The 18,590-nt window shown below is 63.2% G+C and carries 16 protein-coding genes; 6 read left to right on the forward strand and 10 right to left on the reverse strand.

Features of this window, described 5'->3' with window-relative positions:
* Positions 1-14 precede the first annotated feature (14 nt).
* The 4 genes from GKIL_RS22880 to GKIL_RS15970 form a co-directional block, all read right to left on the reverse strand.
* Positions 15-2,495 carry an FG-GAP repeat domain-containing protein gene (locus GKIL_RS22880; RefSeq protein ID WP_023174794.1) on the reverse strand — a complete coding sequence of 827 codons (2,481 nt, stop codon included), beginning with the start codon at positions 2,493-2,495 and terminating at the stop codon, positions 15-17.
* A 133-nt stretch (positions 2,496-2,628) separates the two neighbouring features.
* Positions 2,629-3,852 carry a glycosyltransferase family 4 protein gene (locus tag GKIL_RS15960; protein WP_023174795.1) on the reverse strand — a complete coding sequence of 408 codons (1,224 nt, stop codon included), beginning with the start codon at positions 3,850-3,852 and terminating at the stop codon, positions 2,629-2,631.
* The gene (locus tag GKIL_RS15965) at positions 3,849-4,667 is read right to left on the reverse strand and encodes a glycosyltransferase family 2 protein (RefSeq protein WP_023174796.1); all 819 of its coding nucleotides are present in this window, start codon (positions 4,665-4,667) and stop codon (positions 3,849-3,851) included. Before GKIL_RS15965 ends, GKIL_RS15960 begins: the two co-directional genes overlap by 4 nt.
* A gap of 3 nt (positions 4,668-4,670) precedes the next feature.
* Positions 4,671-5,663 (reverse strand): glycosyltransferase family 2 protein, encoded by a 993-nt coding sequence (locus tag GKIL_RS15970; RefSeq protein ID WP_023174797.1) that lies wholly within the window; start codon positions 5,661-5,663, stop codon positions 4,671-4,673.
* Between the two features lie 245 nt (positions 5,664-5,908).
* Between GKIL_RS15970 and GKIL_RS15975 the strand changes: the two genes are divergently transcribed.
* From GKIL_RS15975 to GKIL_RS15985, 3 genes are all read left to right on the forward strand, one after another.
* Entirely contained in the window at positions 5,909-8,989 is a 3,081-nt protein-coding gene (locus tag GKIL_RS15975; protein ID WP_023174798.1) for a DUF4132 domain-containing protein, read from the forward strand.
* On the forward strand, positions 8,990-10,081 hold the full coding sequence (locus GKIL_RS15980) for an ATP-binding protein (protein WP_023174799.1): 1,092 nt from the start codon (positions 8,990-8,992) through the stop codon (positions 10,079-10,081).
* Between the two features lie 122 nt (positions 10,082-10,203).
* On the forward strand, positions 10,204-11,808 hold the full coding sequence (locus GKIL_RS15985; RefSeq protein WP_023174800.1) for a sensor histidine kinase: 1,605 nt from the start codon (positions 10,204-10,206) through the stop codon (positions 11,806-11,808).
* Here the strand turns inward: GKIL_RS15985 and GKIL_RS22885 are convergent.
* On the reverse strand, positions 11,805-12,236 hold the full coding sequence (locus GKIL_RS22885) for a nuclear transport factor 2 family protein (RefSeq protein ID WP_023174801.1): 432 nt from the start codon (positions 12,234-12,236) through the stop codon (positions 11,805-11,807). The two genes, GKIL_RS15985 and GKIL_RS22885, sit on opposite strands and share 4 nt — an antisense overlap.
* Before the next feature lie 108 nt (positions 12,237-12,344).
* Here GKIL_RS22885 and GKIL_RS15995 point away from each other — a divergent pair, with 108 nt between their 5' ends.
* Both GKIL_RS15995 and GKIL_RS16000 read left to right on the forward strand, forming a co-directional pair.
* The gene (locus GKIL_RS15995) at positions 12,345-12,830 is read left to right on the forward strand and encodes a MauE/DoxX family redox-associated membrane protein (RefSeq protein ID WP_023174802.1); all 486 of its coding nucleotides are present in this window, start codon (positions 12,345-12,347) and stop codon (positions 12,828-12,830) included.
* Positions 12,831-12,845: 15 nt separating this feature from the next.
* Complete coding sequence (locus GKIL_RS16000) at positions 12,846-13,886, forward strand: DMT family transporter (protein ID WP_023174803.1); 1,041 nt, start codon at positions 12,846-12,848, stop codon at positions 13,884-13,886.
* Between the two features lie 6 nt (positions 13,887-13,892).
* On the opposite strand, the gene GKIL_RS16005 is transcribed toward GKIL_RS16000, so the two are convergent.
* From GKIL_RS16005 to GKIL_RS16015, 3 genes are all read right to left on the reverse strand, one after another.
* A complete protein-coding gene (locus GKIL_RS16005) occupies positions 13,893-15,104 on the reverse strand; it encodes a DUF790 family protein (RefSeq protein WP_041244889.1) in 1,212 nt (403 codons plus the stop codon).
* On the reverse strand, positions 15,091-16,494 hold the full coding sequence (locus GKIL_RS16010) for a DEAD/DEAH box helicase (protein WP_023174805.1): 1,404 nt from the start codon (positions 16,492-16,494) through the stop codon (positions 15,091-15,093). The genes GKIL_RS16005 and GKIL_RS16010 overlap by 14 nt, the downstream gene beginning before the upstream one ends.
* A gap of 69 nt (positions 16,495-16,563) precedes the next feature.
* The gene (locus GKIL_RS16015) at positions 16,564-17,013 is read right to left on the reverse strand and encodes a ComEA family DNA-binding protein (RefSeq protein WP_023174806.1); all 450 of its coding nucleotides are present in this window, start codon (positions 17,011-17,013) and stop codon (positions 16,564-16,566) included.
* A 248-nt stretch (positions 17,014-17,261) separates the two neighbouring features.
* Here GKIL_RS16015 and GKIL_RS16020 point away from each other — a divergent pair, with 248 nt between their 5' ends.
* Positions 17,262-17,729: a DUF3598 family protein gene (locus GKIL_RS16020; protein ID WP_023174807.1), complete on the forward strand. Its 468-nt coding sequence runs from the start codon at positions 17,262-17,264 to the stop codon at positions 17,727-17,729.
* A 21-nt stretch (positions 17,730-17,750) separates the two neighbouring features.
* On the opposite strand, the gene GKIL_RS16025 is transcribed toward GKIL_RS16020, so the two are convergent.
* Complete coding sequence (locus GKIL_RS16025) at positions 17,751-18,335, reverse strand: PadR family transcriptional regulator (protein ID WP_023174808.1); 585 nt, start codon at positions 18,333-18,335, stop codon at positions 17,751-17,753.
* A gap of 104 nt (positions 18,336-18,439) precedes the next feature.
* A complete protein-coding gene (locus GKIL_RS25345; protein ID WP_023174809.1) occupies positions 18,440-18,586 on the reverse strand; it encodes a hypothetical protein in 147 nt (48 codons plus the stop codon).
* Positions 18,587-18,590 lie beyond the last annotated feature (4 nt).

Raw genomic sequence — 18,590 nt, forward strand, 5'->3', positions numbered from 1 at the left:
TTGGCGGCCCTTGCTCAGGGAGTGACGCGGAAGCGGAGGGCGCTCGTCGCCTTGCCCGCCGGGGTGACGACGACGATGCGGCCACTAACGGCTCCTGCGGGGACGGTGGCCTGAATCTGGCTGTCGGAGAGCACGGTGAACTGGGCGTTCACCCGGCGCACGCCCTGCCCTTTGAACTGGACGGCAGTGGTACCGGTGAAACCTGTGCCGGTGATTGTCACTGGGCTACCGACCGGGCCGGAGCGCGGTAAGAGGTTGGTGATCGTTGGAGCGCCGGCAACGACCGTGGTATTGAGTAGCACCGTGACGCTACTGCTGTTCGCGTTGGCGGTGGCGAGGTCCGGCTTGTTGTCACCGTTCAAATCGCCCACCGTCACGGCAAGGGAGCCTGCACCGGCAGCAAATTCGCTGGAGGGGCCAAAATTGCCGTCGCCGCTGCCTGCGAGCACCGAGACGTTGTTGGTGTCGTGAAAATTGCCATTTGCCGTCGCAATATCGAGATCGCCGTCGGCGTCGAGATCGAAGAGGACCACAGAAGAAGGCTGACCGGCTGCCGGAAAGTTGCGGGCGGTTGCAAAGGTGCCATTGCCGTTGCTGAGCAGGATCGAGGCGCTGGCAGCGTCTCGGTTGGCAGTGACGAGATCGCCGTCGCCGTCCCTGTCGAGATCGCCGATCGCTACAGCGTAGGGGCCAGCCCCAACTGGCAGGGTGAGGGCGTTGGCAAAGCTGCCGTTGCCGTTACCCAGCAGCACCGATGCGGTGTTGTCAAAGAAGTTGGCCGTCGCCAGGTCGAGGTCGCCGTCCCCATCGATGTCTCCGGCGGCGATCGAAAAGGGACCATCGCCGACCGTGAAGTTGGTGGCTGCGCCAAAGTTGCCGTTGCCGTTACCCAGCAGCACCGAGACGACGCCGGGGAAGTTGCCGGTGGAGGTGGCAATGTCGAGATCGCCGTCGCCGTCGAAATCCCCCAGGGTTACAGCGTAGGGCCGCACCGAGGCAGCAAAGTTGCGGGGTGCGGCGAAGCTGCCGTCGCCATTCCCCAACAGCACCGAGACCGTTCCAGGACTGGTGTTGTTGGCCGTCACCGCATCCAAGTCGCCGTCGCCGTCGAGGTCGCCCAGGGCAACGGCGTAGGGCCGGTAGCCAGTAGTAAAGACCTGGGGAGCGGCAAAGTTGCCGTCGCCTGTGCCCAGCAATACTGTGATGCTCGAAAAAAGATTGGCGCTCACCAGGTCGAGGTCGCCGTCGCCGTCGAGGTCACCCGCAGCGATCGAGACGGGATTTTCGGCTGTGGCAAAGTTCGTGGCGGCGGGGAAACTGCCGTCTCCTTTACCAATCAGTACTGAGACACTGCTACCTGCGCCGTCCGCGCTCACCAGGTCGAGTTTGCCGTCCTTGTCGATATCGAGGGCGAGCACCGCGTCCGGAATACCACCGGCGGCAAACGAACGGGCAGCAGCGAAAGTTCCATCTCCTTTGCCTGCAAGTACCGAAGCCGTTCCGTCGCCGTTGGCGCTCACAATATCCAGCTTGCGATCCGCGTTGAGGTCCGCGATATCGAGCGCTACCGGATTTCTACCAGCGGCAAAATTGCGGGCGGCGGTGAAACTGCCGTTGCCGTTGCCCAGCAGGACCGAGACGTTGTTAGATCCAGAATTGGCCGTCGCCAGATCCAGATCGCCGTCGCCATCGAGGTCACCTGCTTTAACTGCGTAGGGGACGCTTCCGACCGCTGAGTTGACGGCAGGGGCGAAGCTGGCACTGCCGTTGTTGAGGAGCACCGAGACGCTGTTGGCTGCGAAGTTGGCCGTTGCCAGATCAATATCCCCGTCGCCGTCGAAGTCGCCCACATCGAGGGAGAGGGGCTTTTTGCCGACGGCGAAGGTGCGGGCAGGGGCGAAGGTGGCATTGCCGTTATTGAGCAAGACCGAGACCTGATCGCGGCCTCTGAAAAAACCGCCGCTGTCGGTGGTGGCCAGATCCAGATCGCCGTCGCCGTCAAGATCAGCGATTTTCACCGAACCGGGCGCGCCCGAACTGCGGGCGTCGATGCGTCGGGCGGCAGCAAAGGTACCGTCGCCGTTGTTCAAGAAAACGGCCAGATCGCCCGCGCCATAAGTGTAGAGCTGGTAGTCGGCTGAGACGATATCGAGATCGCCGTCGCCATCGAGGTCTCCCACGGCGACCGAGAGGGCAAAATCACCCACCTGCAACGGCTGGGGTGCGCCGAACCCACCGCTGCCATTGTTGATCAAGACGGAGAGCGAACCGCCCGTAGTACTCACCGCCAGGTCGGGCCTGCCGTCGCCATTAAAGTCGCCGCTCGCCACAGCGGTCGGGTTAGAGTCGGTCGTGTAGCTGCGGGCAGCCTGAAAAGTGATCTGTGCCTGGCCAGGAGCGGCACAGATTGCCAGGGTCGCAGCCAGGCTGAGGCTGCCAAACCAGAGGCGAAACGACTGCTTGAGGGGCCATCCAAGTCCAGGGCTGGGTACCATACCACACCGTCGGAAGCGTAAACACCCAGAAGATACCAGCCGCCCTGCCCACAGTCGCGCATCCAGGATCACACGTTCACAAAAATTACCGACTGTTCCACAGAGCAACAACGCATACAAGAAGCCTGACAGATTACAGGCCCGGCAAGACTGCCAGGATCTTCTCGCAGTAGGCTTTCCAGGTAATTTCCATTGCTCTCTGGCGCGCCTGTTGGCCCATCTGAATTGTCTCGGCGCGGCGGTCGGCGAACCAGTCGAGCTTTTCGGCCAGCTTTTCGGGGGAGCGAATCGGGACGAGAAAACCGGTCCGGCCCTCCTCGATCAGATCTTCGCCGCCGGTGTTGGGAGTAATTAAAAGCGGCAGGCCGCAAACCATCGCTTCCTGCTGGACCAGAGCGCGGCCCTCGACGATCGAAGGGAGGGCAAGCAGGTGGCAGCTCTGCATCAGTTGGAGCACCAGGGCGTGGGGCCGGGGCGCTTCGTAGGTAAAATCCGGCAACTGGCGGCGGTAGAAAGGGAGCGGCAGCAGGGGCGTACCCAGCACCACCAGTTCGATGTCAGAGCGTCCAAGCAGCCGGATCGCAGCGAACAGGTCGGCGAGCCCCTTGCGCTGGCTGAGGGATCCGGCAAAGAGCACCCGCAGCGGTCCGGTTTCAGATGCGGCCCGTTTCTTTGCGGCAAGGACCGGGGAGCCAAATTCAGCGACGACGCAGCGCTTGTCTTCGCGCACGCTCTCAGGCAGCGAATCGTACACAAACCGGCTCGGACAGATCACAACGTCCGCCAGGGCCAGTTCTTCGCTCTTGCGCTCGAGTTTGGCTTCCGAGTCGCGGGTGCCCACCAGGGTCGGCTCCCATTCGGGCAGGCGCTGGGCTTCCTCCTCCAACAATCGGCGGCTGGTCTGCCAGTAGGCGATGGGCAGGTCGTAGCAGCAGCCTAGACCAAGGCGGTGGGCGGCGCGGAAGGTTTCGAGGGCGGCATCCTCGTAGCAGTAGACAGCCTGGGCCCGATGTTCAGGGAGGCGAGCAGCAACGCGGCGGTCAAGATCCTGCCAGATCGCATCCACCGACGCCCAGCCCCGCTCGTGGGCAGTCAAAAAGCGCGGGCCGATGCGGGAGGCAAACAGGCGCACGCTCTCGCGCCAGGGCCGGGAGCGGATCTGCTGGACCGGTAGATCGTAGGTGCGGCGCAACAGTTCGCGGCGCAGAGGAGCCGGAGCGGCCCGCACGTACCAGTCGCCGGGTTGGACGGCAAGGGTGGTGTAGAAGGCGGCGAGTTTCTTTTGTGCCGCCAGGTGGGCAAGCAGGGCCCGCACGAACGGGTTGCCCGTCGGGTGACTTACCAGGACAGTGCTCACAATTGGCCGGTCCCGGCGGCCAGAGCGAGGGCACTCTTGATCGCGAGGGGCACGAAGACGGGGCAGGCAGTGCTCATCCGCCAGAATTCGTGGCGGGCAAACCAGAGCCTGAGCCGGTGGCGGTCGCGCAGCAGCGGGGGACCGGTGCGGGTGATCGAGAGGTCGTGCTTGCGGTAGTAGTAGGACGGCCTGCGGAAGACGCGCACCTCATAGTTTTCGAGCAGAATCCAGAGGGCCATCGCCGTGTCGATGTGCTGGTTTTCGATGAGCGGCAGGCGGCGGACGGCCTCCCGGCGCAGCACAAAACTCGGAAAGTTGCCGAACCAGGAGGAGAGCCAGAGCCGCAGCCACTCGGGGCGCGAGCGTTCTTCGTAGCCTTCGAGCGGATGGGTGGTGCTGCCGGTGGGCTTTCCTGCCGCGTCGATGTCAATCGCGTTGCTGGTGGTGAGGCCACGGCGGGAGTCGGCCACCAGCCAGTCCATCGCCTGCTCCAGGTGATGGGGCATCCAGATGTCGTCGTCGTTGTGGATGGCGACGAAGGGCGTGGCGATGGGCTGCAGGGCGAGATGATGGTGCTCGCACATCGTAAGCTGCCCGCCCCGGTAGACGTAACGGACCTGTTCGGGAGCAAAGTTCTCAGAAAATGCCTGGACTATCTTTTCGCAGCGGGCAGCACAGACCGGCTCGCTGGAGTTGTCGGAGACGAGCAGGTGCCAGTCGCTGAAGCGCTGCTCTGCGATCGAGGCGAGTGTCTGCACCAGGTAATCGGGCCGGTTGCGCGCCAGGAGCAAAATTGTCACAGCAGGCGATGCCATGCTTTAACTCTGCCTGAGGGCCAGCAATTGTTTCAAGCGGTCCTTGCTCCAGAGCCAGGCCCGGTTGTGCGTCCGCAATAGCGGCCCAAGGCCCAGACCCATCAGCACAAGCCGTCGGGTAAGTTCCGCCGATTCGCCCAACTCGCGCAACAGCGCGACGATCTGCTCGCGCTCTGCTGTACTGAAGGCGGGCGCATCGAGGACCGTAGCGTGCAGGAGCGCCAGCTGAATGCGCTGGCGGGTGAGGGGCGCGACATCCCAGCCTCGCCGCTTGAAAGCGGGGATGAGGCTTTCCTCGAAAACGCGGATCATCCCGCCCAACTCGTCGGCCTTGCGCCGGAAGCGCACCTGCTGGGCCGTATCCCAGACCCGGTAGGCAGCAAGAATCTGACTGGAATAGACGTTGCCCCAACCGGCGTCCGCCAGACGCACCGCCAGATCCCAGTCGTCGCAAAAATCCATGTCGAGCTTTAAGTAATCGACGCTCACCAGCGCCTCGCGCCGGAACAAACAGATATTCGCCGCCACCCGATAACCGCTCACCAGTGCCTGGAGGGATTCCTCGGCAGACTGGAAGCCGGTGGGGCGGGCGAGCCGCCGGATGCGCGTCACCCGGCCCTCTTCGTCGATCTGCTGCACGGCGGCGTGGGCGTAGCCCGCCTCGGGATGCTTTTGTAGTAGCTCGACGAGCACGGGCAGATAATCCGCAGCGAGCAGATCGTCGGAGTCGAGCTTGGCGATGTAGGTCGTGCGCGGCTGGCGGAGGATCCAGCGCGGGTTGCCCGACATGCCCAGGTTCCGCTCTTGCCGAAAGGCGCGCAGGTCCGGGTATTGCTGCTCTAAGCGGGAGACGAGGGCGGGGGTGGTGTCCGTACTCGCATCGTCCGACAACCAGACTTCCAATCCCTGCCAGTTCTGGCCGTAAGCGCTCTGCACCGCGCCTTCGAGGTAAGCAGCCTGGTTGTAGGTGGGGATGCAGACGGCGACGGAGGGCATCAAAGACTGTTCCTGTTCTGGCCGCTCGATGCTTGAAACCCAATGTTTTGTACCGGCCACACACGCCAAGATACTCGATGCCTGCCAGATCCTGCCCCGCAGCTGCGCGGTGGAGGCAAGGCAGGCAGTTCTCCTGCCTGAGCCGTCAAAAATAGAACATTTGTCCATGTTTTCCGTAGTATACTGATTGACTGTGGCGTGCAGCGATGGGGCGGGGTCGAAATCCTGACGAGGACACCACAGGTATGACCGAGCGCGTCTTTCACTTCAGCGACGACAGATCGAACAAGTTCTGGGCGGTCACTCAGCTGGCAACTGGTTACACCGTCCGCTTCGGTCGGCAGGGAACTGCCGGACAGACGCAGAGCAAAGATTTTGCCACTGCCCAGGAGGCGGAACTGGCGAGCGCGAAGCTCATCTTCGAAAAGCTCAAAAAAGGCTACATCGAAGTTACCCCTCAAACAGCAGGCGACCAGGCCGACGTGATTGGGCCGGAACCTGCTGCACCCGTACCTGAAGCGCCCTCCGAACCCGCGACTGTCGTCTCAGCGCAACCGGCGCAGAGCGCCAGTCTTGAGCGGCAGTTGGACCTCGAAGCGCTCGACTGGCTCTGGGTGAGCGGTCCGCCGGAGCAGCCCTGGCCACAGCCCAGCCCGGCACCCTTTGATCGCGATCATTGTCTGGATCGGCTGGCAGGTCTGGCCGAAGATTATCGGCGCTGGGAGCAGGCCCGGATTTCTGATTTTTTAAGCCCCGAGGAGGCGAGCTTCTGGCTCACGGCGGCGGTGCTCATCGAAGTAGAGCACCTGCAACCGGCAGCAGCAGCGCGCAGGCTCGCCTCTCAGCCTCAGGAGGTACTGAGCGAAGAGCAGGTGCGGACGATAATCGCTGCCCTCGCCCATCATTCCGCCTACAGGCTGGCTGAGACGGCAATGGGCCTGCTCTGTAACCTGCCCTACTTCGAGCTGTTGCCGCAGCTGTGGGAGCAGGAGCCTTCCAGTTCTAACGAAGTCTCCTTTGGCAGGCGCTGCCTGGCTGTCTTCTGTGAACGTTTCCACACGCGGATTCTGCCCTATCTGCTCCCGGCCCAGGTCACTTTGCTGCGCGCCTGGCTGCGCCCCCGGCTGACTGCGGCCCACTGGCCCCAGAGCTACTACGAGACGCCCTTCGAGTTTTTGCTCGCCGCCCAACTGGGCATGGCGGACGCCCTTTTGCCGGTGGTGGCCTCCTGGCCGGACGACCAGTACACCGCCCAGCCCTGGCACGATCACTACCACCGCCCGCAAGCGATCATCTTCGGTCTGGGCGAGCGCGGGCAGATGAGCTATCACTTTCGTCGCCTCAAGCTCAAGCTCAAAGACGGCGAACAGGTGCGCGCCTGGCTGGCCCTCACTGGCTTCGACGACCTCGATATCGTTCGCGAGAGTGCCCTCGCCGCCGCCAACAAAGATCTGGCAGAAGATTTGGTGTCGGCCTTTGCCCGCACCGTCGCTCCCGAGGTGGCTCCGGCGATGTTCGAGCTGATGCTCTCCTCGAAGGCGTCGCGCCTTGCCCGCCAGTGGTTGCTTGCCCATCCCCAGCAGACGATTGCAGGACTGGTGCCCTTTGCCGTCATAAGCCGCAGCCGTCAGGCCGAAGGGGCGATCGATCTGTTGGGCAGTTTGGCAAAGCGGGGCTTCGAGCCGCAGCTGCGGGCTGAACTGGCCCGACAGGAACCGGCGGCGGCCCAGAAGCTCAGCGACGCTCTCTTCAACGCTTCCGCCCTGCCGCCATTTGAGGCGGCCACGACCCCGGACTGGCTGAAGGAGGGACTCGCCCGCGCCATGCCTGCCAAAAAGCCGATTACCTGGGTGACAGCGGCGGACCTGCCGCCCATCGCCGCCCTGGGCCGGGTGCTCAACCCCGAGCAGACGGGGCTGGTGCTCGTCGCGCTGCAGCAGAGCAAAGACCAGCCCCAGCCGCTGGTGGTTGCCCTCAAGGCCCACGCCGAACCTGCCAGCCTCGATCGCTTTGCCTGGACACTTTTTGAGCGCTGGCTCCTCGAAGGTGGACCCTCTAAAGAAAACTGGGCAATGCAGGCGCTGGGCCACTTCGGTTCTGACACGAGTGCGCTCAAACTCGCGCCGCTGATTCGCGAATGGCCGGGCGAGAGCCAGCACCAGCGGGCGGTGGCTGGTCTGGAGTGCCTGCGCGCCATCGGCACCGACACGGCCTTGATGCAGATCAACGGCATCGCTCAAAAAGTCAAGTTCCAGGGCATCAAAAAGCGCGCCCAGGAGTGCATGGAGGCAATCGCCCAGGAACGGCACCTGAGCCGCGAACAGCTCGAAGATCGGATCGTGCCCGACTGCGGGCTGGATGAAAATGGCCGCCGCAGGTTCGATTTTGGTCCGCGCCAGTTTACCTTCACCCTGGGCGAGGGGCTCAAGCCGCTGGTGCGCGACAGCGACGGCAAGTTCAAAGGCGACCTGCCCAAACCGGGCGCAAAGGACAGCGCCGATCTGGCCCAGCAGGCAGTCGCCGACTGGAAGCTCATCAAAAAGCAGGTGGCCGAAGTCGCCAAGATCCAGGCAGTACGGCTGGAGCAGGCGATGGTGACAGGCAGGCGCTGGCAGAGTTCTGAGTTCGAGCTGTTGTTCGTGCGCCATCCGCTGATGAACTATCTGGCCCGGCTTCTGGTCTGGGGCGGGTTCGACGCTTCTGGCCAACTGGTTGCCGCCTTCCGGGTGAGCGAGGACCGGACACTGGCGGACAGCGAGGACAACCCCTTCGATCTAGCTGGGCTCGATCAGGTGGGCATCGTCCATCCGCTGATGCTGGACGAAGCGCAACTGACCGGTTGGGGGCAACTGTTCGCCGACTACGCGATCGTGCCGCCCTTTGCCCAGTTGGGCCGGCCCATCTACCGGCTCGAAGCAGGCGAGCGGCAGGCCAGCGAGATTACCCGCTTCGAGAAGATCGCCGTGCCCATGGTCGCCCTGGTACGCACCCTCGAAAATCTGGGCTGGGTGCGCAGCCAGTTGCACGATCATGGCGACTACACCGCCCACTGCAAGTACTTTCCAGGAGCCAACCTGACGGCGTTCGTGGGCGAGTGGGACGAGGTCTTCGTCGATCTGAGCGTGCAGATTGGCTCCGGCAAAGAAAAGCTCGACAGCTGCTGCTTTTTGGTGGGCCGCCACCTCGATCTCTACGACTACCCGACCAACAGCTGGCAGCGGCAGCACAAAGCTTACGAGATTCTGCCTCTGGCCCAGGTCGATCCGATCGCGCTGAGCGAAGTGCTCAAAGACCTGTACACGATTGCCGCAAAAGGAGAGCAGTAGATGGCGGACCCAAAATTGCAGCGCCCGGCGGCAGAGGCGCTCTACGCCGACGAGCTGGAGCGGCTCGTGGCAGCGGACGGCGACGCGCCCCGGCCCGGTGGCTGGCGGCTCACCCCGCGCGGGGTGCTCAAATTTATCCTGGGCGACGAGGGGCTGGGCATTCGCGGCAAATTCGTCGGCAGCCGCAGTTTTCTGGAGCGCTGCGTCGTCGCCCTCGCCACCAATCGCGGCTTGATGCTCATCGGTGAACCGGGCACGGCAAAAAGCTACCTGAGCGAACTACTGGCAGCGGCGATCAGCGGCGATTCGACCCTGACCATCCAGGGCAGTGCCGGGACGACCGAGGACAACATCAAGTACTCCTGGAACTACGCGCTGCTGTTGGCAGAAGGACCGAGCGAGCGCTCGCTCGTCCCGGCTCCCATCTACCGGGGCATGGCGGCGGGCCAGATTGTCCGCTTCGAGGAGATTACCCGCTGTCCCCTCGAAATCCAGGACACGCTGCTATCGATTCTCAGTGACCGGCTGATGAGCGTGCCTGAACTGCCCGAAAATGCCGACCGCACCCTCTACGCCAGGGTCGGCTTCAACGTGATCGCCACCGCCAACACCCGCGATCGGGGCGTCAACGAGATGAGCGCCGCCCTCAAGCGCCGCTTCAACTTCGAGACCGTCCAGCCCATCGCCGATCTGGCGCGGGAGATGGAACTGGTGCAGCGCGAAGCGAACCGGCTGCTGGAGCAGGCCCAGGTGCCGGTGAGCCTCGGGCCGGATCTGACCGAGGTGCTGGTGACGACCTTTCACGAGTTGCGCCGGGGCCAGACCACCGACGGCCACAGCCTCGAAGCGCTGAGTACGGTGATGAGCACCGCCGAAGCGGTTTCGGTGGGCTACGCCGCCGGTCTGCACGCCTACTACTACGACGGCGGAGCCCTTGCTCCCGACCATCTGGTGCAGAGCCTGGTGGGCTCGGCGATCAAAGATACCGCCGAGGATCTCAAAAAACTCCGCCACTACTTCAACCACGTCGTCCGGGAGCGCCGGGGCAAAAGCTGGCAGGGCTACTACGCCGCCCGCCACCACCTCGATTGACTTGTTCTGTCTCCTCTCGATGGGCAGAGCAAATGTACTCCTTTCGATAGAGAAAGAATCTGAAGGTAAATACCGGCCAGCGGTTGCGGCTATGCTTTGGTTACGTTTTCTGTTGCATTACGATGCTGCCGGATGCTGCCGGTTCACCAGCAGGCGGCTCAAAGTCACCGCTGAAGCCGCAATCTCCAGGTGTGCGCCCCTCCAGCCTGAGTGAAGGGCACCTGCGCACAGCCCTCGAATTTGCTGAGCTGGGGGTGTGGCACTGGGATCTGCTGAGGGACCGGCTGGAGTGGACAGATACCTGCAAGCGCCTGTTCGGGATTCCACTCGAAGCTGAGGTGGACCTGGATATTTTCTTGCAAACCCTTCATCCAGACGACCGGGAGCGCACCCTCGCAGCCATCCAGCGCACGATCGATAGGCCAGACGTTCCCTACGACATCGAGTACCGGGCCATCTGGCCGGATGGAACGGAGCGCTGGCTCGCCGCACGGGGCAACACCGAGTACGACGCCCAGGGGCGGGCGGTGCGGATGGTGGGCGTCGTTTTTGACATCGACGAGCGGGTGCAGCTCACCCGCGAACTCAAGACGAGTCACGCCCGCGAGCGCATTGCCCAGCAGGCGGCAGGAATGGGCATCTTTGAGTGGGATCTGCGCACCGGCCTCTCGGTGTGGTCGGAGGAGCTGCTGGCCCTCTACGGCGTGGCAGGAGATCCGGACTTCCAGCCGGGGGTGGAAGGGTGGGTGGCGCTGCTCCATCCCGACGACCGCGAGCGCTGCCTGCAAGAGGCCGAAGCGCTCAATCAGGGCGACAAAGAGTACGCGAGCGAATTTCGGATCATCCGGCCCGACGGCCAGATGCGCTGGTTTTTAGCCCGTGGCCGCACCTTGCGCGACGAGGCCGGCCAGGTCCACAAAGTTGTCGGCATCAACATCGATATCACCGAGCGCAAGCGCTCCGAGCAACTGCTCGATGAGGCCCGCGCCGAGGCCGAGGCGGCCAACCGGGCAAAGGACCAGTTCCTGGCGATGCTGAGCCACGAATTGCGCACGCCGCTCAATCCGATTTTGGGCTGGACGCAGCTGCTCAGGCGCGGCCAGCTTTCTGCCGCTGCCCAGGCGCAGGCGCTTGAAATTATCGAGCGCAACGCCAGACTGCAGAACCAGCTCATCGAAGATCTATTGGATGTATCGCGCATCGAGCGGGGCAAGTTCATCCACAAACCGCAACCGCTACAGTTGACCGGCGTGGTGCTGGCGGCGGTCGAGGCAGTCCGCACCCTGGCAGTGGAAGCCCAACTACAGCTGGAAGTGGAGATTGCCGAGAATCTGCCCCTGGTCGAAGCGGACCCGACGCGCCTGCAGCAGGTGATCTGGAATCTGCTCACCAACGCGATCAAGTTCACCCCCAGCGGCGGACAGATCCGCCTGCAGGTGGAGCGGACACCGAGCGGGGTGCGCGTCAGCGTTACAGATACCGGAGCGGGGATTGTAGCGGATTTTCTGCCCCATCTATTCGAGCGCTTCCGCCAGGCGGATGAGACGACGACCCGGCGGCAGGGCGGTCTGGGGCTGGGGCTTTTTATCGTGCGGCACATCGTCGAATTGCACGGCGGCAAAGTCTGGGCTGAGAGCGCCGGCGAAGGCAAAGGTGCGCGCTTCACCGTCGAGCTGCCCGCTGCTATCTACCCGGTTGTGCTGCCTGATGCTGTGGCAAACGCTTAAGCCGGAGCGTGGTCGAAGTGGGCCTGCAACCGGCAAATCTGCCAGCGTCCACCAATCTTGCATACTTCGGCTGTGTAGAGGCCGGTGGTGAGGGGCCGCCACTCGCCCCTGGCGCGATCGCTGGAGGTGATCAGGCAGTAGGCCACCGCCTGCGCCCGGCCCGGTTCGATTGGCTCGACGGCGATGTTGGTAAACAGGTGGCGGCGCTGGATGCCGCCATCGGCAAAACCTTGCACCCGCCGTTCAGCCACTGTGCGCAGCGCCTGGGGATTGTCGAAGATGTGGCCGCCCAGATCGATGTGGGCATCGCTGGCGAACAGGGCCATGTAGTCGTCGATCCGGCCACCGTCGTAGCTGTGGCCGTAGCGGGCGAACAATTCGGCAATCGCCAGGCGGTCGGCGGTCGAAAGACGTTTGTGCTCGCTCATCCTGGACCACCTGTCCGCTCATCCGCCGCAGCCGCCGCCTTCGTACCGCAAGTAGGGCGTCGAGGAGCCGATACCTTCTTTGTGCCCTCTTCTTTTTGCATATCGACGATGAAAGCAACGACTCTCCACACTACCCTGACGGCCACGCGCATTCTGCTGGGCGTCTTCTTCGTTCTCTCCGGCATTGCTAATTATATACATTTTCATGACAGTGGCGCGCTGTTAGAAACGGTGCTCACCCAGAAGCTCAAGCTCTGGGGGCTGGGTTTTGGCGGCGTCGGTCCCCTGCCCCCCCTGCTGGCTCTGCCCTACGCCTATCTGCTGCCGGCAGTTGAGATTCTTGCAGGCATCCTGTTTGTCGTCAATCGCTGGACGACCTACGCCGGGGCGCTGATGCTGCTGATGCTCTTTAGTTTCATCGTGGCCTTTGGCCTCTTCCCGGCGGCGGGCCTGTTTCCCAACAACGAATCGACCTGGGATAAAAACGTCTTCATCATGGTCCTCGTCTGGATCTGCGTTGTCTGGGAGGAGGTCAAGCCACAACTGGCCATTCCCACCCCTGAGCGCCCTGCCAGCCCGACCCTGCGCAATTGACCCGGAGCGATCGAAATGCTCAGCGCGTCGCCGGGTCCGTGGTTCAAAGTTCCAGGGCAGCTCTTCTTGTGGATTGCCGTGATTATCTTTGCTGCCTCCGGTGCTGTCACCCGCAAACTCACCGAACTGGGAGCCCAGCATCTGGTGGCTGGTCATAACCCCATCTCGCTGTGCAACCTGCTTTTTGTCGGCAACCTCTGTGCCCTGCTGGTGCTGGTGCCGCTCTACCGCAAACAGCTCACCCCTGCCACCTTCCGGCAACTGTCCCGCTCCGACTGGCTCGGAATGATCGCGGTGGCGGTTCTGGCCGGTGCCCTCGCCCCCGCCTTTTTTTTGATGGCCCTCAGCATCACGATGGTCAACAACGTCACCCTCGTCAGCCGCCTCGAACCGCTGCTCACCCTGGTGCTCTCCACCTGGCTGTTGCGCGAGCGCACGAGCGTCTGGGAAGGAGCCGGTGCCGTCGTCTCCTTCGCGGGCGTGATCGCCACCATCGCCCTTCAAAGTGGAGCGGCGGGCGGCATGGCCGCCTACAGCCTGGGCAGCGCCGCCCAGGGAGAACTGCTCACCGCCATCGCAGCGGTTGCCCTGGCCGTGGCAAATATCGTGAGCCGTGCCCGCCTGGGCCGGGTGCCAGTGGGCACCTTCAGCGTCGTGCGCACCAGCCTCGGTACAGTCATCTTTTTCTGTCTTGCCCTGATTCTTTACGGCAGCCGGCACTTCGGCGAAGCGTTCTCGCCCTTTCTCTGGCAGTGGATGCTCCTGTACGGTACGCTCATCGTCGTCGTCGGCCAGTCGCTCTGGCTCCTTGGCCTCAAGCGCGCCGGGGCTTCAGAAGCGGCCCTGGTCGAAGCATTCAACCCGGTGGCAGCCGTGCTCGCCGCCTACTTGATCCTGGGCGAAGTACCTACCCTCGCCCAGTACCTCGGGGGCGGGATCATCCTGGCAGGGATCGCCTTGAGCCTGATCGGCGTCTACCGCAAATCTGGCCCGAGCGATCCGATGATCGAGGCGCGGGAGAAAGCGGGAACGGGTTCTGGCTTTCGCGGCATGTGATCCCTCCTACCCCAGGGCTTTGAGCACGGCGCGGGCAGAAAGTTTGTCCTTGTACCAGACGACTCGGGCGGGCAGATCTTCGAGTTTGACGCCTGCTTTTTCGAGGTTGAGGCGCTCGGAGATGGCCAGGAGCAACTCCGGGCAATCTACCCGGCGCACCTGGGAAAACTTTTTTTTGAGGTATTCGGGCCGCCAGTAGCCCACGATTTCGAGGATGACGCTGCGCCCGTCGGGGTGAATCAGCCGAAAATCGGGAATCATGACGCTGCCGGGAATGGGCAGCAGATGGACTTCGCGCTCCAGTTGCCACTCGGTTTTAAGCGTGCGCCACTGCTCGGCAAAGGACTGCTCGATCATGCTGTCGAAGGGTTTGCCGGGCGGATAGTGGCTCACCAGACCACAGCCGGAGTCGAGGTGGAAACTGGCGGTGCGGATCTCTCGGGTGTAGGTGTCGCGGCTTTTGAGGTGGGCGACCAGATTCCAGCGCGAGACGTGCAGCAGGGCCGGCAGGAGTTTGGCGAGGGCCAGGCCGTACTGGGCGTGTACCTGGAAGAGGCTGGTGGGGCCGTCGATCGTGAGGGTAAAGCCGCAGTCGGGATCGCCCTCGATGTAGGTCATCAGGCCAAACAGTTTTAAGAAGCGAAACAGATACTTGTACTCGCCCGGATCGTTGCGGTGGACGTTGAGCTGGATGTGGGTGGCCCGGTAAAAGACACCCTGGACCTGGGCGAGGTTGTAGCGGTGCAACAGCGCCTCGGGAGTGGGCTCCTCGAAGGCGGTGAGAATCTGGTTCTGGGGCAGATCGGCGTAGAGCGACTGTTGCAGGACGGGGGCGGCTACCGGTCGGTCTAGCTCGGCACCGATCGCCCCTGCCAGTTGCTCTAAGTGGCGGGCGGTCTGGGCGGGGCTCGGAATGCTTCCGGCGGCGAGGGCGAACAGGCGCGAGCGCAGCTTCGGCGGCTCAATCGGGCTGACAGTCTCGAAGGTGCAGAGGCTTTTGAGCAGGTGGACCAGCCCGCGCCGCAATCGGTAGTCGGGGCTTTCGCCCTCCGCCTCCGCGAGTAATCGATCGAGGCTACCCTGGCTGCTGCTGTGGGCCGAACGAAACAGGCTAATCAACTCACCTGCCAGCTGCCGGTGGTACGTGTCGAGGGGCAGGCGGCGGGGTACGACCGTTCCGCCGCGCCAGCTGTGCAGGAGCAGATCACCGGGCAGCATCGCTTTTGGGGTGGTGGGGACGGGTGTGGGCGTGGCGGCGGGCACTGGCGCGCTCCTCGCCGGTGTCCTCAGAATAAATTTCGTAGAGGACGGCAAATTTGTCCGGGTCGCTGCTCTTGCGCAGCACCCGTCCCAGCCGCTGGATGTACTCGCGGGGTGAGGCGGTGCCGGAGAGAATAATCGCCACCCGCGCCTCCGGTACGTCCACCCCTTCGTTGAGCACCTGGGAGGCAACCAGCGTGCGGTACTCGCCCCCACGAAAGGCTTTTAAGATGGCGTGGCGCTCTTTGATCGCGGTCTGGTGGGTGATGGCCGGGATCAAAAAATCCTGGGAGATGCGGTAGACCGTGGCGTTGTCGTGGGTAAAGATCAACGTCTGCTCCGGCCAGTGGCGCTCAAGCAATTCGGCCAGCAGGCGCAATTTGCTCTCGGTGCCCAGGGCGATTGCCCGTGCCTGGTTGTGGGCGAGCATTGCCCGGCGGCCCTCGGCGCTGCGGGCGCTCACCTGCACGAAGCGCTGCCAGCCCTCTGCCGAGCCGAGGGACAGATTTGTAGTACGCAAAAAAGCGTTGCGCACCGCCAGCGCTGCGTCGTGGCGGCGGCGCTCGTCGTCGCTGAGGCGCACCTTGATCCGCTCGGTGCGGTGGGGAGCGAGCGCCGTACCGGCCAGATCGGCAGGGGTGCGGCTGTAGACCACCGGGCCGACCAGGGCTTCGAGGTCGCTGTGGCGGCCATCGCTGCGCTCGGGAGTGGCAGTGAGCCCCAATCGGTAAGGGGCGACGGCGTACTCGGCCACCTTGCGATAAAAGTCCCCCGGCAGGTGGTGGCACTCGTCGAAGACGAGCAGACCGTAGCGGCAGCCGAGAGCCTCGGCGTGGATCGCAGCGCTGTCGTAGGTGGCGATCAAAATCGGGCTGTCGTCGCGCGAACCGCCGCCTAAAAGGCCCACGGCGGTCTGGGTGAAGGCGGTGCGCAGGTTTGCGTACCACTGATGCATCAACTCCAGCGTCGGCACGGCAATGAGCGTGCTGCGGGCGACGGCCTGCATCGCCAGCTGAGCCAGGTAGGTCTTGCCACTGGCGGTAGGAAGAACCACAAGACCCCGATGCCCCGCTGAGCACCAGGCAGCAAGCGCCTCCCGCTGGTGGGGGTAGGGTTCGAGAGCCTGCTCCAGAGCGAGCGGCAGCGGCACAAAGGCACCGGCCCTGTCCTCGAAGCGCGCCCCCTCGGCGCTCAGCGCCGCTACGAGGGGGCGGTAGTCGCTCGCTGGAATCCGAAATTTTTCGACTCGATCATCCCAGGTGGCAAAATCGACCCAGGCTTTGCCGCGCGGCGGCGGATGCAACAGCAGCGTGCCGCGATCGTAGGAGAGCACCGGGATGCGGGCCATCGGGCACCAAACGGTCTGGTTGGGACTATTGTGCCACCCTGAGCCGGAATGCCGGGGCTACTTTATCGCTCAAGGCTGCCGGACCGGCTTTTTGGTGGGCTGCTCGCTCTGCTCCGGCTGGATGGGCGAGCTGCCGCGCAGGGTCGTCAACTGCGGCTTGAGCGTTTCGAGTTCGGTGGCGGTGATCACCCCCTTGGTGACCAGATCCTGCACGAAGGTGTAGGGGCGATTAGCGATAAAGCGCTGGGCCCGTTCGGCGCTGATGCCTGCTAGTTGCTGCAACTCGTCGCAGTTGGCGGTGTTGATATTCACCGTTACCGAGCGCGATTTGGTGACGGGCACGGGCTTGCCCTGGGCGTCTATTCCCGGTTTGCAGCTGAGCAGGTTCGACCCGGCCTTGTCGCTGCTGGAGGGCCGGATCTCGGGGTTCGATGGGGTAGTGGGCGTCTGAGCCAGTGCTGTGCTGCCGCCAGAGGCGACCAGGCCCAACAGCAGTCCCAAAATCAAGTGCTTGAGCATGAGATTCTTTCCAGGATAATGTTCCGTTCCTCAAGCTAGACCGCTCCGGCAGCCACTGGACCTTTCTGCAGATAGAACCAGAAGGCTGATTTCTGTACTGGCTGAAATATCGCAGGTTACCCTTCCTCTTTACTGGCAGGAGCACCAAAAACCATTACAGCTACTGCACAGGAATGGGCCCGAGTGAACGACAGGTGCATTCCCGGATGCTAGGCTGCCAGGAACAGAAGCAAGAACCACCACCGACGATGAACGCAGGACAAGCTTTACAACTATTAGACTTTCGCGTACTGCCAAGACACACAGGCACCTGGGAGGGCGATTGGCTTTTTCTCGATGCCGAGGGTCATGAAACGCTGCGCTACCGGGCAGTCCTCACCCAGCGCATCGAGGACAATCGCTGGCTGCAGACCAACCAGAATTACCTGAGCGATGGCCGGACGACGACCCAGAATTTCGTCGGTCAGGCGATTGGACCAGGACGGGTACGGGTCGAGAGCACAGAGCCGCCCTTCTCGAATTATCAAATGGTCGCCGAGGAGCATGGAGAGAGTCTGTTGCTCTTCGAGATAAAAGATCAGGCCATAGGCCAGCTCCTTGCCCTTGAGACGATCAATCTCCTCGACGATGCCCGTCGGGTACGCTCGACCCAGAGCTTTGCCGAGGATGGTCAGCTGCGCGGCTTCTTGCTGATCCGGGAGACCAGAATCAAGTAAAACCGCGCAAGCCCCCGGCTCCTACTCGCCCCCCAGGATGGTATAGATCTCGCGGCGGGCGCGCTCGAGCACTTCGCGCACCTGGCTTACTTTTTGCTGGTTGCCGGGGCGGGCCGACTCCATCACCGCTGCCGCGAGGCCAAGCATGGCGTCTTTGAGTTCGATCAAAGTCGAAAACCCCTCCGTCCCTGGTGCGCCGCGAGCGCGTCCGCCGCTGGAAGCTTTCCAATCGGCGAGCATCGCCCTGCCGCTCTCGGTGATCGTATAGACCCGCTTGCCGTCGATCAGCTCACTGGTGAGGTACCCCCCCTCTTCGAGCAGTTGCAGCGTCGGATAGACCGAGCCAGGACTCGGGCGGTAAAAGCCGCCGTGGCGCTTTTCGAGTTCTTTGATCAGTTCGTAGCCGTGGCGCGGCTGCTCCGCCAACAGCTCAAGCAAAATGTACTTGATGTCGCCCCGGCGCGTGCGCGGCTCCTCGCCAAAACCCCAGCTTCCACCAAAACCCCAACTGCTCTCAAAACCCGCTCCAAATGGCTGCTTGCCGCCCCGCCGGCCCGACCTGCCGCCAAAAGCAAACTCCCAGGGCCACCGTTCATTGCAAAACATCGTCCTGTCCTCCAGAAGACAGTGAATCCATTCACACTAGCACAATACATCGCGATATATCGTGAAATTGGGTAAGTAAAGCAAGTTGTCCGCCGTTCGCCAGGTTAGATCAGGTGATAGACCTTGTTGGCGACGGTGAAGGCGATGAGGGCGACCAGAAGCAGCAGGCCGAGAATCTCAGCTAGGCGTTCACTTATCGCAGCCCCGAGGCTGGCGGGTTTAGAGGCAGCGTGGTGGGCGGGTTTAGACATAGCC

The organism is Gloeobacter kilaueensis JS1 (assembly GCF_000484535.1).
Lineage (GTDB): Bacteria > Cyanobacteriota > Cyanobacteriia > Gloeobacterales > Gloeobacteraceae > Gloeobacter > Gloeobacter kilaueensis.